General features: G+C 73.7%; 14 protein-coding genes. 8 read left to right on the forward strand and 6 right to left on the reverse strand.

Going from position 1 to position 19,999, the window contains the following annotated elements:
• Window positions 1-1,332 carry a sugar ABC transporter substrate-binding protein gene (locus J2S55_RS02655; RefSeq protein WP_306857009.1) on the reverse strand — a complete coding sequence of 444 codons (1,332 nt, stop codon included), beginning with the start codon at window positions 1,330-1,332 and terminating at the stop codon, window positions 1-3.
• Between the two features lie 222 nt (window positions 1,333-1,554).
• Here J2S55_RS02655 and J2S55_RS02660 point away from each other — a divergent pair, with 222 nt between their 5' ends.
• Entirely contained in the window at window positions 1,555-2,715 is a 1,161-nt protein-coding gene (locus J2S55_RS02660) for an ROK family transcriptional regulator (protein ID WP_306857011.1), read from the forward strand.
• A gap of 11 nt (window positions 2,716-2,726) precedes the next feature.
• A complete protein-coding gene (locus J2S55_RS02665) occupies window positions 2,727-3,371 on the forward strand; it encodes a M15 family metallopeptidase (protein WP_306857012.1) in 645 nt (214 codons plus the stop codon).
• Between the two features lie 107 nt (window positions 3,372-3,478).
• Here the strand turns inward: J2S55_RS02665 and J2S55_RS02670 are convergent, their stop codons facing one another.
• The 5 genes from J2S55_RS02670 to J2S55_RS02690 are packed head-to-tail and all read right to left on the reverse strand — an operon-like array spanning window position 3,479 to window position 13,533.
• The gene (locus J2S55_RS02670; protein ID WP_306857014.1) at window positions 3,479-5,305 is read right to left on the reverse strand and encodes a N,N-dimethylformamidase beta subunit family domain-containing protein; all 1,827 of its coding nucleotides are present in this window, start codon (window positions 5,303-5,305) and stop codon (window positions 3,479-3,481) included.
• Window positions 5,302-6,612: a condensation domain-containing protein gene (locus J2S55_RS02675; RefSeq protein ID WP_306857015.1), complete on the reverse strand. Its 1,311-nt coding sequence runs from the start codon at window positions 6,610-6,612 to the stop codon at window positions 5,302-5,304. Before J2S55_RS02675 ends, J2S55_RS02670 begins: the two co-directional genes overlap by 4 nt.
• A 44-nt stretch (window positions 6,613-6,656) precedes the next feature.
• Window positions 6,657-6,911, reverse strand: coding sequence for an acyl carrier protein (locus tag J2S55_RS02680; RefSeq protein WP_306857016.1), 255 nt, complete (start codon window positions 6,909-6,911; stop codon window positions 6,657-6,659).
• Window positions 6,912-6,967: 56 nt separating this feature from the next.
• Window positions 6,968-7,150, reverse strand: a complete 183-nt coding sequence (locus J2S55_RS02685; RefSeq protein WP_306857017.1) for an MbtH family protein — start codon at window positions 7,148-7,150, stop codon at window positions 6,968-6,970.
• Complete coding sequence (locus tag J2S55_RS02690; protein WP_306857018.1) at window positions 7,147-13,533, reverse strand: non-ribosomal peptide synthetase; 6,387 nt, start codon at window positions 13,531-13,533, stop codon at window positions 7,147-7,149. Before J2S55_RS02690 ends, J2S55_RS02685 begins: the two co-directional genes overlap by 4 nt.
• A 280-nt stretch (window positions 13,534-13,813) precedes the next feature.
• On the opposite strand from J2S55_RS02690, the gene J2S55_RS02695 reads away from it, so the two are divergent.
• Genes J2S55_RS02695 through J2S55_RS02720 form a run of 6 tightly spaced genes read left to right on the forward strand, consistent with a single transcriptional unit; the run spans window position 13,814 to window position 19,980 of the window.
• Window positions 13,814-15,286, forward strand: coding sequence for a class I adenylate-forming enzyme family protein (locus J2S55_RS02695; RefSeq protein WP_306857019.1), 1,473 nt, complete (start codon window positions 13,814-13,816; stop codon window positions 15,284-15,286).
• Window positions 15,283-16,587 (forward strand): condensation domain-containing protein, encoded by a 1,305-nt coding sequence (locus J2S55_RS02700; protein WP_306857020.1) that lies wholly within the window; start codon window positions 15,283-15,285, stop codon window positions 16,585-16,587. The genes J2S55_RS02695 and J2S55_RS02700 overlap by 4 nt, the downstream gene beginning before the upstream one ends.
• A 38-nt stretch (window positions 16,588-16,625) precedes the next feature.
• The gene (locus J2S55_RS02705; protein WP_306857021.1) at window positions 16,626-16,856 is read left to right on the forward strand and encodes a phosphopantetheine-binding protein; all 231 of its coding nucleotides are present in this window, start codon (window positions 16,626-16,628) and stop codon (window positions 16,854-16,856) included.
• Window positions 16,849-17,766 (forward strand): thiamine pyrophosphate-dependent dehydrogenase E1 component subunit alpha, encoded by a 918-nt coding sequence (locus tag J2S55_RS02710; protein WP_306857022.1) that lies wholly within the window; start codon window positions 16,849-16,851, stop codon window positions 17,764-17,766. Before J2S55_RS02705 ends, J2S55_RS02710 begins: the two co-directional genes overlap by 8 nt.
• A complete protein-coding gene (locus J2S55_RS02715) occupies window positions 17,763-18,746 on the forward strand; it encodes an alpha-ketoacid dehydrogenase subunit beta (protein ID WP_306857023.1) in 984 nt (327 codons plus the stop codon). Before J2S55_RS02710 ends, J2S55_RS02715 begins: the two co-directional genes overlap by 4 nt.
• Entirely contained in the window at window positions 18,739-19,980 is a 1,242-nt protein-coding gene (locus J2S55_RS02720; RefSeq protein WP_306857024.1) for a 2-oxo acid dehydrogenase subunit E2, read from the forward strand. The genes J2S55_RS02715 and J2S55_RS02720 overlap by 8 nt, the downstream gene beginning before the upstream one ends.
• The last annotated feature ends 19 nt before the right edge of the window (window positions 19,981-19,999 follow it).

Here is a 19,999-nt window from a genome sequence, read left to right on the forward strand (position 1 = left end):
CTACTGGTTCAGGATCTCTTCGATTTCCCCGTTGGCCTTGCTGAGCGCCTCGTCAGCGGTGGCCTTGCCCTCGATGACGGAGCGCGCGGCGTTCTGCAGCACGGCCTTGGTCTCGTTGGCCTCGGTCCAGTTGGAGTCGGCCGGGAAGGCCTTGGCCTTGGCGAAGGCCGCCGCGAACGGGGCCAGCGCCGGGTCCGAGCTCAGCTTCGCCAGCGCCTCGGGGTAGATCGGCAGCAGGCCGCCCTCGGTGGCGTAACGGCCCGCCCACTCCTTGTTGGTGGCCATCTTCAGGTACTCGGCCGCGAGTTCCTTGTTCTTGGCGCTGTCCCAGATGGCGATGTCGTTGCCGCCGAAGAAGGACGGGGCCTCGCCGCCGGACTTGGCCGGCAGCGGGAAGAAGGCCAGCTTGTCGGCCTTCAGCTTGCCCTTGCTGTCCACCTCGATGCCGGGCAGGTCCCAGCCGGCGGTCAGGTACATGCCGACCTTGTTGTTGGCGAAGCGCTTGCGGATGTCCACCGTGTTCTGGGTGAGACGCGACTTACCGGACAGGCCGTCGGTGACCAGGCCCGTGTAGGTGGCGAAGCCGGCCTTGAACTTGGGGTCGGTCACCTTGCCGACCCACTTGTCGCCCTCCTTGAGGGCGTACTCGCCGCCCTCGGACCAGGCGAACGCGCCGAGCAGGTGGTTGGCGTCGGAGCCACCGTTGAAGGCGAAGCCGTCGACGTCCTTGCCCTTCTCCGCCTGGATCTTCTTGGCCGCGGCGACCAGCTCGTCCCAGGTCTTGGGGACCTCGATGTCGAGCTCCTTGAACCAGTCCTTGCGGTAGAGCACCGCGCGGGAGCCGGCGCCCCAAGGCAGGGCGTAGACCTCGTTGTCGATGGTCTCCAGGCCGAGCAGGTTCTTCGGGATCTCGGCCTGGTCGCCGGCCTCGACCAGCGGGGTGACCGGGGCGAGGGCCTCCTGGCTCTGCCAGAGCGGTACCTGGTCGTTGCCGATCTCGGTGACGTCCGGGCCGGCGCCGCCCGCGGCGGCGGCGGTGAACTTGTCGTTCACCTGGGGCCACGGGATCCACTCAAGCTTGATCTTGGCGCCGGACTCCTTCTCGAAGGCCGCGTTCAGGTCGTCCATGTATTTCTGGGCGGCCGGGTTGCTGTCACCGAGACGCCACACGGTCAGGGTCTGGCCGGCGTATTTCGGACCGGAGGCCGCGGTGGAGGCGCCGGCCTGCGGGTCGGCGCTCTTGGCGGGCTCGCTGGCGGAGCCACATGCGGCGAGGCCCAGGGCCAGGGCGGCGGTGGTAGCAGTCGTAACCGCGATCTTCGTGATTTTCACTTCGGGGTTCTCCCTTCCCGGCTTCGCGTCGGGGTCGCGCTTCGGGTGCCGGCGCGGTCCCCATGCCCCGCCACACCTGGTCGAAGGCGCCTCCTCACGGTCGGCGCTCTGACATCCCGCAGCCTGCTGTCACTCTTGCCTGCGGGCTGACTAGGGCTAAACTAACAAGAAACTTTCTTAAAAGAAACGATCGTTAGCGGATCGTGACGGGGGGGAGCAGTCTTGTCCAGACGCCCGGGGACGCCCCGGCTGCTGCGCCAGCTCAATGACCGCGCGGCGCTGGAGCTCCTGCTGTCCAGCGGCCCACTCACCCGAGCTGAGCTGGGAGAACACACAGGTCTCTCCAAGGTGACGGCGGGCCAGTTGCTGGCCAGGCTGGAGGACCGCGACCTCGTCGCGGTGGTCGGCGAGCAGGCCGGCGGGCGCGGGCCCAACGCCGCGCTGTACGGCGTCGTGCCCTCGTGCGCCTACGTCGTGGGACTCGACGTGCTGCCGGACCGGATCAGCGCCGGGGTGGCCGACATCACCGGCGAGACCGTCGCCGAGATCTCGGTGGACCCCAACGGCCACGACGACCCGGTCCGGCTCGTGCACAGCGCCGTGGAGAAGGCGTGCGCGTCGGCGGGCATCCCGATGACCGGCCTGCGCGCCTTCGTGATCGGCACCCGGGGCGTCGTCGACCCCCGGACCGGCGACGTCCGCTTCTCCTTCGACCTGCCCTCCTGGCACGAGGGCGTGCTCGCCGGGCTCCGCCACGACCTCAACGTCCCCGTGACGATCGAGAACGACGTGAACCTGGCCGCGCTGGCCGAGCGCTGCCACGGCGCGGCCGAGGGCATGGACGACTTCGTGCTCGTGTGGGCGGGCGTCGGCCAGGGACTGGGAGTCATGCTCGGCGGGCGCCTGCACCGCGGCTTCACCGGCGGCGCGGGGGAGATCGGCTGGCTCCCGGTCCCCGGGGAGCCGCTCCCCACCGACGTGGGCGAACCCCAGTCCGGCTCGTTCCAGCGCCTGGTCGGCGGCGACGCCGTGGCCGGCCTGGCGGGCGCGCACGGCGTCGCCGGCGACTCGCCCGGCGACCACGTCCGTACGGCCGTCGCCGACGGATCGGACGGCTTCCTCGACGAGTTGGCCGGGCGGCTGGCGGTCGGCGTGGCGGCGGTGGCCGTGGTCCTGGACCCCGCGCTGATCGTGCTCGGCGGCGACGTCGGCCGGGCCGGCGGGAGCGCGCTCGCGGCCAGGGTCGAGGAGGCCGTGGCCAGGGTCTGCCCCAGCCAGCCGAGGGTCGTGACGACGCGGGTCCAGGGCAACCCGGTGCTGCGCGGCGCCCTGGTCTCGGCCCTGGAGCAGGCCCGCGAACAGGTATTCTCGCAAACGGTGTGAGAATTACCGCTATGCGAGACATCGTGCTGATCTCCGACCCCCGGGTCGCCGCGATCCCCGTCGAAGAGTCCGGGGAGCGGCTGGCCGACGTGCGCGGACGGCTGCGGGTGGACAGGCGGCTGGCCGACTCCGAGGGGGCCTTCGCCCACCTGCGGCAGGGGCTGCTGACCCGGCTGGAGGGCGCGCAGGCGCAGCTCCCGCCGGGCTACCGGCTGCTGGTCGTGGAGGGCTACCGGCCGCTGGCGATGCAGCAGCGGATCTTCGAGGAATACTCGGCGGAGCTGCGGGTGGTGTTCCCGGAGATGTCGCCCGAGGAGATCTGCGTGGCGGCGAGCCGTTACGTCTCACCGGTCGAGGTCGCCCCGCACACCGCGGGGGCGGCGGTGGACCTGACCCTGTGCACCGACGACGGGGACGAGCTCGACATGGGCACCCCGCTCAACGCCACCCCCGAGCAGAGCGGGGGCGCCTGCTACACCGACGCCCCCGGCCTGTCGTCCGAGGCCCGCCACCACCGCCGGCTCCTCGGCACCGCCCTGACGGCCGCCGGCCTGGTCAACTACCCCACCGAGTGGTGGCACTGGTCCTACGGCGACCGCTACTGGGCCATGACCACCGGGGCCGCCTCCGCCGTGTACGGCCCCGCCTCCTTCTGAGCTTCCGGGCTTCCGGGCCGCGCCCTCCCTCCGGCCCCGGGCTCGGGCGCCGGCCCCGCCTTCCCGGACCCGGCCCCGCCTTCCCGGACCTTGAGCCGCGCCTTCCGCTACAGGTCGGGGACCGGGACGCGCCAGCGGAGGAGGTGGCCGGGGGCGGTGCCGATCAGCCGGCCGGCGTGGGCGGTGAGGACGGTACAGCCGCCCGCCCCGCACAGGTCGCTCCACTCGGCGGGCGCCGCCACCGGCAGGCGCGTGCGGACGCGGCCCGCCACGTCGGCGATGTAGAGGCGGCCGTTCATGGAGGTGAGCGCGGTGGCGTCGGTGCCGCTGCCGACCAGGATCCACTCGGAGGTCTCCGGAGGCAGCCGCCACAGGCCGCCGTCGGCGGTGGCGGCCCACAGGTCGCCGTCCACCAGGGCCAGCCCGACCCCGCCGGAAGGCGCCTGGCCGAGCACGGTCCAGGGGGAGGCGAGATCGGAGTCGCGGTAGACGAGCCGGCCGTCGCCGGTCAGGCCGTACAGGCCGATGGACCTGGTGGTGGACGCCTCACGCGGGGTGGCCATGGCCACGACGCCGCCGCCGGAGCCCACCCGGCGCCAGCGCAGGTTCTGGCCGGAGACCTCCCTGCGGTACAGCGAGCCGTCCTCGCCCACGCCGTAGAGCTGGGAGTCGCACGCGGTCAGCGCCCGCAGGGAGCACTCGGGGCCGATGGCCTCCCACCCGGCGGACGGGCGTGACAGCCGGTCCAGCACGTTACGGGTGATCCGGTCCACGGCGGGGTCGTGCAGGGTGTTGCCCCAGTTCACGGTGGAGGCGGTGAACACCGTCCCGGCGCCGAGGCCGAAGACGCCCATGGTGGCCATGCCGCCCTGGCCGTAGCGGTGCCAGTGGCGCAGGTCGGCGGTGGCGAGGACGACGAAGGACGGCGGGGTGCCGTCGCGGCCGGTGGCCACCGGGACGCCGTCCACCTCGGTGAAGTCGCAGGCGTCGGTCTCGTAGCCGATGGCGCCCCGGCCGAACTTGTCGCCCTCGCCCAGCCCGGTCCCGTCGAAGACCCAGTGCTCGGGGAACCGGGTGGTGTAGGACTCCTCGTGCATCAGCTTCATGTACGGTCCCCAGGTCCCGGCGCCGCGCCGGAAGCTGACCCCCGTCAGCGTGTTCTCCGGCCGGTTCACCGGCGCGCTGGACCACTCGACCGTGGTGAGCCCGGGCTCCACGGCGGCCATCGGGTCGGTGACCGCGTCGCGGTAGCAGACCATGGTCCGCCCGCCGTCCTCCAGCCGGAACTGCCACCAGCAGGTGTTGCCGGAGAACACCGCCAGGTTGCCGCCCCGGCGGACGAACTCCTCGACGCTGTCGCGCATCCCCGCCGTCCAGTACTCGTCGTGGCCGTTGACCACCAGCAGCCGGTAGCCCGACAGGAGCGCCGAGCCGTCGTGCAGGTCCAGCCCCGAGCAGTAGTCCACCTCGTATCCGGCCGGGCCGAGCCAGCGCAGCATCCCCTCCTCCCAGCGCTCGGGCGGCGGGCCGCCGCCGGGCCGGTCGAAGGAGACCCGCGAGGCCCGGCCGGCCTGCTCGGTCCAGTAGATGGACTCGCCGGGGATGCCCGCCCGGTTGTACGCCTGCCAGGTCGGGAACGGGATCGACAGCAGGATCGGCGAGCGCGGGCGGGCGGCCCGCACCGCGAAGTAGACCTCGGAGACGTCGTCGTCGGCGGTGAACACCGCCCGGTAGAGCGAGCTCGGCAGGTCCGCGGGGACGTCGAGCGTCCACAGCGGCCCGCTGAACTCCGCGTCGGACACGGCCGTGTCCGCGCAGACGTCCTCCACCAGGACCGAGCCGCGCAGCGGGGCCCGGGAGGCGCGGGCGAGGTGGAAGCCGAGCGTGCCGCCCTGGACGCAGGAGGTGGCCTCGGCGTAGGCGTAGACCGTCATCCCACCGGCTCCAGCACCTCGCGGAACGCCGCCTCCACCAGCAGCGACTCCATGTCGCGCAGGTAGCGTTCCATGGCCGGCCGGGGCAGGTAGCGGGTGTCGGCGGTCAGCGAGACGCCCAGCCCGCCGGGCTCGCCGGTCACGTGCAGGCAGAACCGGCAGTTGAGCCGCTCCTGGCTGAGCGGCCAGGTCAGGGCCGTCTCGTCCATCGCCTGCCGTACCGTCCGCTCGTCGTGGGAGGCGTCCACCCGGTCGATGAAGCGCATGTCGTTGAAGCAGCAGTAGGGGTGGATCCCGGTGCCCCGTTCCCGGCTGATCCGGGCGGTCAGCCGGTCCCGGTCGCCCGGGTCGTGGTAGGCGGAGCGGTAGGCGCGCAGCGCGGCCGGCTTGGCCGCCCGCAGCAGGTCGGCGAAGGCGGCGCCGCCGCGCAGGTCCAGCACGAACAGGCCCTCCTGGGAGAGGGTGGTGACCGCGTTCGCGGTGTCGCCGCGGAAGCGGTTGCCCACGATCGGCAGCATCGCGCACACGTCGTGCCCGGTCACGGCCCCGACCAGCACGGACGCGCCGGCCAGCAGCACGGTCGAGGTGCTCGCGCCGTGTACGGCGGCGATCCGCTGGACGGCCAGGTCCATCGCCCGGGAGACGATCCGCGCCCGCCGGATGGGCGGGCTCTCCGGCACGGCCACGGGCCGGTCGAACATGGTCGGCGGGATCCGCCGGTAGCCGTCCTCCCAGTGCTCGGCGGCGGTCCGGGCGACCTTCAGCCCCCGCTCCGACCGCTGCCAGCGGGCCAGCTCCAGCGGCGAGGGCGGCGGCGGCCCGGGTACGGCCCCGCGGAGCAGCAGCAGCCGCAGATCCGTGATCGCCGCCTCGGCGCCGAGGCCGTCGGCCGCCAGGTGGCAGAAGACGAGCACGATGTGGGTGACTGTCCCGTCGGCGACCACGAGGCCGACCCGGAGCGGCCACTCGTCCCCGTAGTCGAAGGCCCTGGCCGCCAGCGCCTCCAGCAGCCGGTCCGGATCACCGGCCGACACGGTGGCCGGGATGGCGCCGGAGGTCCCCAGCACCTGGGACGGCCCCGCCCCCAGCCTGGTCCGCAGCGACTCGTGCCGCTCCACCAGCGCACCCAGGGCCGCGGCGGCCCGCTCCACGGTGAGCGGCCGGGCCCGCCTGGGCACGGCGAGCACGCGGCCGAAGTTGAAGTAGTGGTCGTCCGGCGCCGTCTTCTGGATCGTGTCCCAGATGGCCCGCTGCCCCCAGGTCAGCGGCGCCGTGTCCGATCGGCTCCCCGAGAACCGGATGTCCATGTGCCTCTCCCGTTCGAGACGTGCCGAGCACGTCCGCGAGGTGTTCAGGAGCCGGTGCGTCCGGCCCCGGCGATGTAGCGCTCCAGCGCGTCCAGGTCGTCCAGCAGGTCGAACCCGTCGCCCGACAGGTCGATCTCGACCCCGAACTCGGTCTCCACCGCGTCGATCAACCGCATCTGCGCCAGGGACGTGACCCCCAGCGCCGACAGCGGGACCGTCGCGGCGAGCGCCTCCTTGGCCGTCACCGCGCCGTCCGACGCCGTGGCCACCATCGCGGCCAGCTGTTCCCTAACCACCATTGCGGGCTCCTGTCGTGTGCCGCGGGCCGTCGTCATTGGAGATCCAGATCCACTCGTCACACACCGCCGGCCTCCCTGGCGCTGCGCGGGCGCATGTCAGTCCAGACCTGGTCGATGTGGGCCAGGCACTCGTCCCGGCTCCCGGCGGCGCCCTCCTCCCGCCAGCCGTCCGGCAGCTCCCGGCCGGTGGGCCAGATCGAATACTGCTCCTCGTGGTTGACCACGACGCGGTGACTCATCCCAGCTCCCCTTCTCCTTGAGGTGTTTGCACGAGACGGGCGGCCTCCTCCTCCGACAGCCCGTCGAGCTCGGCGATCAGCAGCTCCTCCACCGCCGCCGCGAGACCGGCCACGGTGCTCCGCGCGAACAGGGTCCGGATCGGTACGTCCACCTCGACGAGGGCGCGCAGCCTGGCGATGACGCGGGTGGCCAGCAGCGAGTGGCCGCCCAGGGCGAAGAAGTCGTCGAAGGCGCCGATCTCCCCGATCCCCAGCACCTCGCCGAAGACGTCGGCCACCAGCAGCTCGGCGTCGCCGCGCGGGGCGGTCGCCGCCCCCGTCCTGACCTCGGGCGCGGGCAGCGCGGCCCGGTCGATCTTGCCGCTGCGGGTCAGCGGGAGGGCGTCGAGGCCGACCCAGAGCGCCGGGACCATGTAGGCGGGCAGCGCGCCGGTCAGGTGCCTGCCCAGCTCCTCGCCCGTGGCGGTGCCCACGACGTAGCCGACCAGGGTCTCCTGGTGTACGGCCACCGCCGCCTGGCCGACGCCGGGATGCGCCAGGATCCTGGCCTCGATCTCGCCCAGCTCGACCCGGAAGCCCCTGACCTTGACCTGGTCGTCGTCGCGGCCGAGGAACTCCAGCCGCCCGTCGCTCCGCCAGCGGGCCCGGTCGCCGGTCCGGTAGATCCGTGAACCGCCGGGGCCGGGGACGAAGCGCTGCGCGGTCAGCGCGGGCCTGCCGAGGTAGCCCCGGGCGACCCCGGCCCCGGTCACGCACAGCTCGCCCGGCGCGCCCGGCGGCACGGGCTCGCCGTGGCCGTCCAGGACCATGACCCGGGTGCCGCCGATCGGGGTGCCGATCGGCGGCCTGCCGGGGGAGCCGTCCAGCTCGGCGGCCGTGGCGATGATCGTGGCCTCGGTCGGGCCGTAGGTGTTGACCAGCCGCACCCGGTCGCCGAAGCGTTCCCGCCAGCGGGCCACCGCCGCCTCGTGGACCTGTTCGCCGCCCAGGATCACCAGGCGCAGCGTCGGGGGCCAGGCGATCTCGTCGATCTGGTCGACCAGCGCGTGCCAGTAGGCCGTCGGCAGGTCCAGGACGGTGACCTGGTCCAGGTGGTCGGGCAGGGTGACGCCGCCGTCGGGCAGCAGCTCCAGCCGGGCCCCGGCGGCCAGGGTGGGGTAGATCTCCTCGGCGTGGGTGTCGAAGCTCAGCGAGGCGAACTGCACCACCCGGTCGCCGGGGCCCAGGCCGTACGCCTCACGCATCCACGCCACCCGCGCCGCGAGCCCCTCGTGCTCGACCACGACGCCCTTGGGCGTGCCGGTGGAGCCCGAGGTGTAGATCACGTAGGCGGCGGCGTCGCGCGGCGCGGGCTCCGGGACCCCCTGGTACGGCCCGGCCTCGGCCAGCACGTGGGAGGCCCCGCTGTCGGCCACCAGGAAGGCGAGCCGGTCCTCGGGGTAGTCGGGGTCGAGCGGGAGGTAGACGGCTCCGGCCCGCCAGACGGCCAGCAGCGCGGCGACGGTGTCCGGGGTCCGGCCCAGGCGGACGCCGACCACGTCGCCGGGGGCGACGCCGCGCGCCTGCAGGAGCGCGGCCAGCCCGTCGGCGCGCGCGTCCAGCTCGGCGTAGGTGAGCAGGGTCTGCCCGCACCCGACGGCCACCGCGTCCGGCGTGCTCCGCACGGCCGCCGCGAACAGGTCCGGCACGGCGGTCGCCGGCGGCTGGGCCGGGCCCTCGGACAGGCGGCGGAGCAGGGCGTCGTCGTCCCCGGTGCGCAGCGGGAGGGCGGAGACCCGCTCGCCGGCGGCCCCGGGCAGCGCGGTCAGGAGCAGGCGGAAGCGGCCGGCCAGCCCCTCGACGGTGGCCCGGTCGAACAGCTCGGCGTCGTAGACCAGGGTGATCAGCAGCTCGTGCTCGTCCTGCCAGGCCTCCAGCATCAGTTCGAGCTTGGCCTGCCGCATGCCGTGCTCGAAGGCCGTGGTGGTCAGCCCGGCGAAGGCGTCGCGGGCGTGCCCGGAGTCCTGCGTGTGCAGGATGAACATCGTCTGGAACAGGGGTGTGCGGGTGAGGTCCCGCTCGGTCCGCAGGGCCGTCACCAACTCCTCGAACGGGACGCCCTGGTGGGAGAAGGCGTCCAGGACGCCGATCTGGGTCTCGCGCAGCAGGTCGGCGAAGGTGGGGTCGCCCGACAGGTCGCCGCGTAGGACCAGGGTGTCGCTGAGGTAGCCGACGACCGGTTCGAGCTGGACCCGGTCCCGGCCCGCGGTGGCCGTGCCGACCAGGATGTCGCTCTGGCCGGTGTGCCGGACCAGGAGCACCTGGTAGGCGGCGAGCAGGACCATGAACATCGTGGCGCCGTGCTCCCTGCCCAGCCGGGTCAGCGCGCCGGCCTCGCCGGAGGTCAGCCGGACCGTCACCACGTCGCCGCGCCGGGCGGCGCCCGCGGTGCGCGGCCGGTCGGCCGGCAGCTCCAGCGGGGTCGGGTCGGCGAGCCGGTCGCGCCAGTAGGCGAGCAGGCCGCCGGTGTCGCGCTCGCGCTGCCAGCGGGCGACGTCGCCGAACTGGAGCGGCACCGGGGGCAGCTCCGCCCGGCCGGAGTAGAGATCCGACAGCTCGTCGAAGACGAGGTTGAGCGACCAGCCGTCGCCGAGGATGTGGTGGAGGACGAGGCACAGGACATGGTCGTCCTCGCCGATCCTGACCAGCGTGACCCGCAGGGGCGGCCGGGAGGCCAGGTCCGGGAAGGGCCTGTTGGTCAGCGCCGCGACGAGCTCCAGGGCCCCGGCCTCGCCCTCGGCGCCCACCCGGTCGACGGCGACCGGGCCGGGCGGGTCGACGACCGTGACGGGGGCGCCGTCCACCTCGGGGAAGCGGGTGCGCAGGCTCTCGTGGCGGGCCACCGTGCCGTCCAGGGCCCTGCCCAGGGCGTCCAGGTCCAGCGGGCCCCGCAACCGCCTGACCAGGCACATGTTGTAGGAGGCGTCGTCCGGGTCGAGCCGGTTGAGGAACCAGAGCCGCTCCTGGCCGGCCGAGAGCGGCGCGGTGGTCCCCGCCGGCCGCGGCCGGGGCCCGTCGGCCGGCCCGCCCCCGGGACGGCCCTCCCGTCCCGTCGGTCCGTCCCCGGAGCCGGCGGCGTGCCCGGCCGTCCTGTCCCCGGCGATGTAGGACCGATTGTCCGTCCCGTCACCGGGGTCGTCGGCCTGTCCCGCCCGCCCGTCCCCGGGGCCGGCGGGCTCCGCGCCGTCGCCGACCAGCTCCGCCAGCGCGGCGACCGTCGGCCGCAGGAACACCTCCCGGACGGGCACCTCCGTGCCGGACAGCGCCGACAGCCGCGCGGTGACCATGGTCGCCAGCAGCGAGTGACCGCCGAGCGTGAAGAAGTCGTCGTCCGCGCCGACCTCGGCCACCCCGAGCACCTCGGCGAAGACCTGTGCGACCAGCCGCTCGCCCGGAGTGCGGGGGGCTCTCGCCTCCCGCCGGGACCCGCCCTCCGCGTCCGGCAGCGCGCTGCGGTCGATCTTCCCGTTCGGCGTCAGCGGCAACGCCTCCACCTCGACGAACACGCTGGGCACCATGTATCCCGGCAGCTCCCGCCTGGCGTGCTCGCCGATCTCGTCGAGGAGCCCGCGGGCGTCCGGAGCCGGTACGGCGTAGGCGACCAGCCGGTCCCCGCGCACCGCGACGACCGCCTGCCGTACGGCGGGATGGGCGTCGAGCACGGCCTCGATCTCGCCGAGCTCGATGCGGTGGCCCCGGAGCTTGACCTGGTTGTCGGTGCGGCCGAGGAACTCCAGGGCGCCGTCACCCCGCAGCCGGGCGCGGTCCCCCGTGCGGTAGACGCGGGAGCCGCCGGGGCCGGGGACGAAGCGCTCGGCGGTCAGGGCGGGGCGGCCGAGATAGCCGGTCGCGACTCCCGCGCCGCCGATGAGCAGCTCGCCCGGGACCCCGATCGGGGCGGGAGCGCCGGTGGGGTCCAGGACGTGGACGGTGGTGTTGGCGATCGGGCGGCCGATGACGATCTCGTCGGGGTCCTCGGGGACCTCCCAGGCCGTGGACCAGATCGTGGTCTCGGTCGGGCCGTAGACGTTGACGAGCCGGTCCACCCGGGGACGCAGCTCGCGGGCGAGCCGCGCCGGCAGCGGCTCGCCGCCGGTCAGGCCCGTCACCCGGGGCAGGTCCCCGGTGAGCAGGACCCGCCACCCCGACGGCGTCGCCTGGACGTGGGTCACGCCCGCGTCCCGGACGAGCCGGGCGAGCCGGGCGCCGTCGCGGGCCGTCTCGGCGTCGGCGACGACCACCCGGCCGCCGGTCACCAGCGGCAAATACAGCTCCAGGGCGGAGATGTCGAACGACAGCGAGGTCAGCGCCAGCCACGCGTCCCGGGGCGAGGACCCGACCAGGCCCCGCATCGCCAGCAGGAAGTTGGTCAGCGCCCGGTGCGGCACCACCACGCCCTTCGGACGCCCGGTGGACCCGGAGGTGTACAGGACGTAGGCGGTGTCGCCGGGGCCGGGCCGCGAGAGCGCGGCGGCCGCGGGGGGAAGGTCGTCGAGGCCGGTCAGCACCAGCGCGGCCGCGGAGTCCTCGATCACGTACGAGACGCGGGCCTGGGGGTAGTCGGGGTCGACCGGCAGGTAGGCGGCGCCGCTCATCGCCACGCCCAGCAGCGCGACGACCATGTCCGCGCCGCGCTCCATCCGGACCGCGACCAGCGAGCCGCGGCCGATGCCGGCGGCGCCCAGCCGGCCGGCCAGCTCCGCGGCCCGCCGTACCAGCTCCGCGTAGGTCACGGTGTTCACCACGGTGTGGCCGGGGGCGGCGGCCGGCCGGCCGGCGTGGGCCGGTTCCGCGGCGGCGTCCGGGGCCGGCTGTCCGGGGTGGGTCAGGGTCTGCACCGCGACGGCGTCCGGGGTCGCGGCGGCCTGCTCCAGCACCAGGTCGACCAGTGTCACGCCGGGCAGCTCGGCGCCGGTCCCGTTCCACTCCTCCAGCAGCGCGAGCTCGGCCTCCGGCAGCATCCGCAGCGAGCCCACCGGCACCTCGGGGTCGGCCACGGCGGCCACGAGCAGCTCCTGGAAGCGGGCGACCATCCGCTCCACGGTCTCGCGGTCGAACAGGTCGGTGCTGTAGACCACGCTGCCCAGCAGGTGGCCGTCGTGGGCGGGGGAGATGTCCACCGACAGGTCGAGCCGGGCCCGGGACCAGCCGTGCGGGAAGGGCGTGGCGGTCAGGCCGGGCAGCGGGTCGACCCACTCGCCGTGGGTGTGGAAGGCGAACAGGGTCGCGAACAGCGGGGTGCGGCTGAGGTCCCGCTCCACGTCCAGCTCCGCCACGAGCCGTTCGAAGGGGACGTCCTGCCGGGAGAGCGCGTCCAGCACGACCCGCCTGGTGCGCTTGAGCAGCTCGCCGAAGGTGGGGTCGCCGGACAGGTCGCAGCGGAGGGCCAGCGTGGTCGACAGGAAACCGATCATGGTCTCCAGCTCGGTGCTGTCGCGGCCGGCCGACGGGGTGCCCACGCAGAAGTCGCTCTGGCCGGTGTGCCGGGCGAGCAGGACCTGGTAGGCGGCGAGCAGCACCATGTACGGCGTGCAGCGGGCGCGGCGGGCCAGGTCCCGGACGGCGTCGGCCACGTCGGCGTCGATCCGGAAGTCCACCTCGCCGCCGGCGCCGCTGCGCTGGACGGGACGTGGCCGGTCGGTGGGCAGTTCGAGGGGCGGCACCCCGGTCAGCCGCTCGACCCACCACTGGAGGCCGGAGTCCGCCGAGTGCCGGCGGCGGGTGTGCTCGCCGTACTGGAGGGGCAGCTCGGGCAGCGGGGCGGTGCCGCCGCTGCCGTAGTGGACGGCCACCTCGGAGCGGAGCACGTTCAGTGACCAGCCGTCGCCGTTGATGTGGTGCAGGACGACGCAGAGCACGTGCTCGTCGGGTCCGAGACCGATCAGCGCGACCCGGAACGGGGGCGCGGCGGACAGGTCGAAGGCCGTGTTGGTGAGCATGGAGACCAGGCCCCGCGCCTCCTGCTCGTCCCCGGCCGTCAGCCGCTCCAGCGTCACGGGCGCGGGCGGGTCGACGATCGCCAGCGGCTCTCCGGCCACCTCCCGGAACCGGGTCCGCAGGCTCTCGTGCCGGGCCGCCACGGCGGTGAAGGCGGCCTCCAGCGCGACCGTGTCAAGGCGGCCTTTCAACCTGTAAACATAGGATGTGTTGTAGGCCGAGTCGCTTGGATCGAGCCGGTGGAGAAACCACAGCCGCTGCTGTCCGTACGACAGCGGGTATTCCGTCGCAGGTCGGCCGGGGGAAACGGTCTCTGGCTGGGGCACGCAGAGCTCCTTCGTCGGCCGCGGGCCCGCATTCGCGCGATGGCGCCTGAAAATGGGAATGCGGAAGCCCGCTCCGCGCATATTTACCGAGTTGAGCACGTAATGGGAAAAGCTTCTTTCTGGAAAGAAACCTTTCAGTTAGTTCCGGGTGGTTAGTGTTACACCTCCGCCCGGGGTGCGCAAGGCCCTGTGTGGCAAGGGTTTCCGGTGCTCTCGCGAACCTCGGCAAAGGGCTTGCGCTGCTGTGGCGATCATGTAAGACTGACGCTCGTTTTAGAATAGTAAAGATTCTTTCCTGTTGCGACTCGGGCGCCCGCATGCGCTGAGCTCATATACATCCGATCTTTATTGGGAGGTTCACATGGTGAACCTGACCGTCCCCCAATTGCTCAGAGACCGAGCCTCCGCCGACCCCGACGGGGTCGCGCTGATCGTGCACGGCTCGGATCCGCTCACCTATCGCCAGTGGTACGAGCGGTCCGTCGTGATCGCGAACAGCCTGGTGGCGCGGGGTGTCACCAGGGGCGATCGGGTGGGCCTGGTCTTCGGGAGCGCAGACTGGGCGGACTACGCCGTGGCGTTCTGCGGGGTGCTGGCGGCCGGGGCGGCCGCCGTGCCGCTGTCGGACCGCCTCGCCCCCGCTGATCTGCGCTTCATGCTGGAGCACTGCCGTGCGAGCGGAACCGTCCACGCCGGCGGGCTCACCGTGCCCGAGGTCGGCTGGAGCGCCACGGTCGCCGAGCTGCGGGCCGAAACGTCCTACGAGCGGAGCGGGGCGGCCCGCGAGCTGACCTGTCCCGCCCCCGGAGACCTCGCCCAGATCCTCTACACCTCCGGGACCACGGGTCGCCCCAAGGGCGTGTCGGCCACCCACGCCAACCTGGCCTACGGCTGCGGCGCCAAGCGGCGCCCGTTCGCGCACTCCAGGCACCTGCTCCACGCCTTCCCGATCGGCACGAACGCCGGTCAGGCCATGCTGATCAACGCGCTCGACGCCCACCCGGCCGTGGTGACGCTGCCGCGCTTCACCCCGGGCCGCTTCGCCGCGCTGGTCGAGTCCTACCGGGCCGGGACGGTCTTCCTCGTCCCCGCGATGGCCATCGAGCTGATCAACGCCGGGGTCGGCGAACGCTACGACCTGTCCAGCGTGCTGCTGCTCGGCTCGGCCGCCGCGCCGCTGCCCTCGGCCGTCGCCCAGGCGCTCACCACGGCCTTCCCCAAGGCGACGATCACCAACTACTACACCTCGACCGAGGCCGCCCCCGCCCAGACGATCATGATGTTCGACCCGGACCGGCCGGGGAGCGTCGGCCGCGCGGTGGCCGGGGGACAGGTCAGGATCGCCACCGCCGAGGGCGCGCCGCTCCCGCAGGGGGAGACCGGCGAGGTCTGGATGCGGTCACCGGCGGCGCCGCGCGCCTACTACGGCGACCCGGAGAGCGGGACCTTCCGCGACGGATGGGTGCGGATGGGCGACCTCGGCCGCATCGACGCCGACGGCTACCTCTACCTCGTCGACCGGGAGGGCGACGTGGTGAAGTCCGGCGCCTACAAGGTCTCCACGATCCACGTCGAGGAGGCCGTCTACCAGCACCCGGCCGTGGTCGAGGCGGCCGCCTTCGGGGTCCCGCACCCCGTGCTCGGCACCGTCGTCGCCGTCACCATGGTGACCCGCGTCCCCCTCACGCCCGAGGAGCTGCGGATCTTCCTCAAGGACCGGCTCGCCCCGCACGAGCTGCCCGCTCACGTGACCACCGCCGGCGCGCTGCCCCGCAACAACGGCGGCAAGGTCGACAAGCGGGCCCTGCGCCGGACCCTGGAGGACGCCCGATGACCGGCGGCGCGGCCTCCGCCGGGCAGGAGACGGCCGAGGTCACCTTCACCCAGCAGGGGATGTGGGTCACCGAGCAGACCGTGAAGGTGGGCACCGCCTACCACATGCCGCTGCTGGTCCATCTGCGCGGCGAGCCCGACACCGCGGCGCTGCTGGCCGCCTGCGCGGCCGTCGTGGAGCGGCATCCGGTGCTGCGCGGCGTGGTGGCGGAGGTGGGCGACGAGCTGCGGCTCGTGCCCGGCGCCGAGGTCCCCGTACGGCGGGCGGCCGGCCCCCCGGGAGGTCCGGCGGACGGCCTGCCGGACGGTCCGCTCACCGGTCCGGGAGGTCCGGCGGACGGTCTCCCGGACGGGCCGTCCACCGGCCCGGCGGGCGGGGCGGGCATGGACGCGGCGGTGCGGGAGGAGATCCTGCGCCCCTTCGACCTGGAGAGCGGCCCCCTGGCCAGGTTCACCCTGTTCGAGACCGGCCCCGGGCGGCACCTGCTCGTCTTCGTCGCCCACCACCTGGTCTTCGACGGCCAGTCCAAGGACATCCTGGTCGGCGACCTGGCCACCTTCTACAACGGCGAGCGGCCGCCCCCGCTGCCCGCGATCGACCACGGCCGCGCCGAGCGCGACCGGGTGGCGGCCCTGCTCCCGGCCGCGAAGGAGTTCTGGAAGCCCCGGTGGCGCGATCCGGGCGAGACCGTGCTGCTCGGCCGGGCGCTGCGGTCCCGGCGGGCGGGGGAGGGGCGGGTGCTGCGGATCACCGCCGACCCGTCGGTCCCCGGGCTCACCCGGTTCGAGGTGCTGCTGGCCGCCCTGCACGTCCTGCTCTCCGGGTACGGCAACGCCGAGGTGACCACCGCCGTCGACCTGTCCACCCGGCCCGCCGAGGCGGCCGGCCACATCGGCCTGTTCGTCAACGAGCTCCCGGTCGCCTCCACCCCCTCACCGGAGACGACCTTCCGGGCGTTCGCCACCGCGCTCCGCGCCGAGCTGCGCGAGGTCTACCGGTTCCGGCAGGTGCCGCTGACCCGCGCGATGCCCCGCATCCGGCCGCACGCCGCGCTGGTCCCCGTCTCGGTCAGCTACCGCACCCGCACGGCGCCGACCCCGTGTTCGCCGGCCTCGACACCTCGGTGGAGTGGACGGTCTTCAACCACGCGGTCCGCGGCGCGCTGCACCTGCAGTGCGTGGACGGTCCCGGCGGCCTCACGATCAGCCTGCGTCACGACCCCGAGGCGGTCCCGGACGCCGCGAAGGCGGCCGCCGACCTGCGCCTCCTCCTGGAACGCGCCACACACGACCCCGACCTGACGCTGAACGAAATACTGAACGAAATTCAGGAGTAAGAGATGGGTTCCGTCACCACCCTCACCGACCAGGTACGCGAGATCTGGGAGGAAGTCCTGGGCATCTCGCCGATCGACGACCACGACGACATCTTCGACCTGGGCGGCCACTCCCTGACCATCACGCAGATCATCGCCCGGATGCGCAAGCGCCTGGACATCGAGGTCTCCCTGGACGCCTTCTTCGACAACCCCACCATCGCCGGGATCGTGGAGTCACTCGGCGATGACTGAGACCCTCGACCGGCTCCGCCTGTCCCGTCTGGACGACGACGACCTGGAACTGCTGCTGCTGGTCCGGCACTTCGAGCTGAAACTCCTGGAGCTGTACGGCAGGGGCGAGCTCAACGGCACCACGCACACCTGCCTCGGCCAGGAATACGTCCCGGTGGCGCTGCGCCCGCTGCTCGGCCCGGACGACCACGTCTTCAGCAACCACCGGGGCCACGGCCACTACCTGTCCGCCTTCCGCGACCCGCACGGCCTGCTCGCCGAGATCATGGGCAGGGAGGGCGCGGTCTGCGGGGGCGTCGGCGGCAGCCAGCACATCCACCGCGACCGCTACCTGTCCACCGGCGTGCAGGGGGAGAGCCTGCCCGTGGCCGCCGGGGTCGCCCTCCACCTCAAGCGGTCCGAGCCCGGCGCGCTGGCCTGCGTCTACATCGGCGACGGCACCTGGGGCGAGGGCGCGGTCTACGAGGCGCTGAACCTCGCCGCGCTCTGGGAGCTCCCGCTGCTGCTGGTGGTGGAGAACAACGGCATCGCCCAGTCCACCCCGACCGCGTCGCACATGGCGGGCACCGTCGGGAGCCGGGCGGCGGCCTTCGGCATCCGGCACCACCTGGTCGTCTCCGGCGACGTCAACGAGATCCGGGCCTCGCTCGGCCCGCTGGTCGCCGAGGTGCGCGGGTCGCGGCCGCTGGTGGTGGAGTTCGTCACCCACCGGCTCGGCCCGCACAGCAAGGGCGACGACATCCGCCCGGCCGGCGCCGTGCGGGCAGCGAGGGACAACGACTGGTACGACCGCTACGCCCACGACCACCCCGACCAGTTCCACCGGCTCGACGGGCTGGTCAGGGCCGAGGTCCAGGCGATCGCCGACGAGGTCGCCGCCCGCCCGCCCGCCCGCTGGGAGGGGGCGTGAGAGTAGCCGAGAACCTGAACGCGGCCCTGCACGGACTGCTGGACGACGACCCCACCGCCTACGTGCTCGGCGAGGACATCACCGACCCGTACGGCGGCGCCTTCAAGGTCACCAGGGGCCTGTCGACCCGGTTCCCCGGCCGGGTGATCGGCACCCCGATCAGCGAGGGCGCCCTGACCGGCGTCGCGGCGGGCCTGGCGCTGACCGGCAACACCGCGGTGGCCGAGATCATGTTCGGCGACTTCGTGGCGCTCGCCTTCGACCAGCTCTGCAACTTCGCGAGCAAGTCGGTCTCCATGTACGGCCGGCGGTTGCCGCTACGGATGGTGGTGCGCTGCCCGACCGGCGGCGGCCGGGGCTACGGGCCCACGCACAGCCAGAGCCTGCAGAAGCACTTCGTCGGGATGCCGGGGCTGTCGCTGTATGAGATGTCCCCCTTCCACGACAACCGCGCCGTGCTCGGCGCGATGCTGGAGCGGGGCGAGCCGTGCGTGTTCTTCGAGGACAAGGTCCTCTACACCCGGCAGATGGACCAGGTCGACCCGCTGTTCACGGTGCGCCGGGACGGGGATCTGGCCGTGGTCGAGCTCCGCGACCCGGGCGACCGGCCGGACTACGTGATCATCGCGCCGGGCGGGGTGGCGCACCGGGCCCTGGCCGCCATGCGGTCGCTGCTGGTGGAGCAGGAGGTCTCCGGCCGGCTGCTGGTCCCCTCCCGGCTCTACCCGCTGGACGTCGAGGCGCTGCTGCCGTACCTGGGGGAGGTCGTCCTCGTCGCCGAGGAGAGCACGGCGGGCGGCACCTGGGGCAGCGAGGTCGCCCATCTCCTGCACGGCCGCCTCTGGGACCGCCTGCGCGGCCCCGTCCGCCTCGTCCACTCCCGGGCCAGCGTGATCCCCACCGCCGCCCACCTCGAGAACGAGGTCCTGGTGGGGGAGTCCACGATCCACCACGCCGTACGGGAGGCCCTGCGTGGCTGACATCCGCGTACCCAAGCTCAACAACAACGACACCGAGTATCTGGTCGTGGAGTGGCTCGTCGAAGACGGCAAGCCCGTCCAGGCCGGAGACCCCGTCGCCGTCCTGGAGACCTCCAAGGCGGCCGACGAGCTGGAGGCCGCCGAGCCCGGTCACCTCCACCACGTGGCCGCGGCCGGCACCTGGGTCGCCCCCGGTGCCGTCCTCGCCCGGATCGCCCCCGAGGCCGCCCCCGCCCCGCCCGCCGGCGCGGACACCCCGTCCGGAGGCGCGGACGCCCCGGCCACCGGCGCGGATGCCCCGGCCACCGACGCCCCCGCCCTGTTCGGAGGCGCGGACGCCTCGACCGGGGGACCGGTCGTCACCGACCCCGCCCGGGCCCGGATGGCGGAGCTCGGCGTCACCTCCGCCCAGGTCGCCGCCCTGGGGCTGTCCGTCGTCCGGCGCGCCGACGTGGAACGCCTGGCCGGCTCCGGTCCCGACAACGGCCCCGCCGCGCCGGCCGGCACGGTCTCCGGCCCCGCCGACGGCGCCTCCGGGCAGGGCGACGCGACGGCCTCCGGCGCGACGGACCTCGACACCACGGCGGGCACGCACCGGCTCTCCCGGGTGCAGCGGGCCGTCGCGCGGGCGGTCACCACCTCGCACGGCACGATCCCCGCCGCCTACACCGTGGTGAAGTTCGACGTCGGGCCGCTGCTGGCGCGGACCAGGGGGCTGAGCAGGGAGGTCCGCAGGCCGGTCGGGCTGGCGGAGCTGACCGTCCAGGCCGTGGCCGCGCTGCATCCGGCCTTCCCGCTGTTCTTCGCCTCGGTCGACGGGGACCGGGCCGTGCTGGCGCGGGCCCCGCGCGTCGGGGTCACCTTCGACATGGGCGAGGGCCTCTACGTGCCCGTCGTCCACGACACCGGGTCGCTCAGGGAGATCGCCGACACGCTCATGCGCTACCGGCTGGCGGCCACCGAGGGCGGCTTCCGGGAGCGGGACCTCACCGGCGCGAACATCGCCGTCACCCTGCACACCGACGCCGACGTGACCCTCGCGATCCCCTTCGTCTTCCCCGGGACGGTCTGCGCGCTCGCGGTCACCTCGCCGCAGCCGGAGCTCGTCCTCGGCGAGGACGGCACCGTGACGGCGAGGACCGTCGCGAACATCGGCCTCGCCTACGACCACCGGCTGATCAACGGCCGGGACGCCGCGCTCTTCCTCGCGGCCCTCCGGACGGAGCTGTGTTGACCTCCTGCCCGGTCCCCTC

Source organism: Streptosporangium brasiliense (assembly GCF_030811595.1).
Classification (GTDB): Bacteria; Actinomycetota; Actinomycetes; order Streptosporangiales; family Streptosporangiaceae; genus Streptosporangium; species Streptosporangium brasiliense.

What these genes read in the sequence shown, in the direction of transcription:
- J2S55_RS02690 (WP_306857018.1), bottom strand. Translation starts at nt 13,533, where the DNA reads ATGCGCGGAGCGGGCTTCCGCATTCCCATTTTCAGGCGCCATCGCGCG.
- J2S55_RS02680 (WP_306857016.1), bottom strand. Translation starts at nt 6,911, where the DNA reads ATGGTGGTTAGGGAACAGCTGGCCGCGATGGTGGCCACGGCGTCGGAC.
- J2S55_RS02670 (WP_306857014.1), bottom strand. Translation starts at nt 5,305, where the DNA reads ATGACGGTCTACGCCTACGCCGAGGCCACCTCCTGCGTCCAGGGCGGC.
- J2S55_RS02685 (WP_306857017.1), bottom strand. Translation starts at nt 7,150, where the DNA reads ATGAGTCACCGCGTCGTGGTCAACCACGAGGAGCAGTATTCGATCTGG.
- J2S55_RS02665 (WP_306857012.1), top strand. Translation starts at nt 2,727, where the DNA reads ATGCGAGACATCGTGCTGATCTCCGACCCCCGGGTCGCCGCGATCCCC.
- J2S55_RS02700 (WP_306857020.1), top strand. Translation starts at nt 15,283, where the DNA reads ATGACCGGCGGCGCGGCCTCCGCCGGGCAGGAGACGGCCGAGGTCACC.
- J2S55_RS02675 (WP_306857015.1), bottom strand. Translation starts at nt 6,612, where the DNA reads ATGGACATCCGGTTCTCGGGGAGCCGATCGGACACGGCGCCGCTGACC.
- J2S55_RS02710 (WP_306857022.1), top strand. Translation starts at nt 16,849, where the DNA reads ATGACTGAGACCCTCGACCGGCTCCGCCTGTCCCGTCTGGACGACGAC.
- J2S55_RS02705 (WP_306857021.1), top strand. Translation starts at nt 16,626, where the DNA reads ATGGGTTCCGTCACCACCCTCACCGACCAGGTACGCGAGATCTGGGAG.
- J2S55_RS02695 (WP_306857019.1), top strand. Translation starts at nt 13,814, where the DNA reads ATGGTGAACCTGACCGTCCCCCAATTGCTCAGAGACCGAGCCTCCGCC.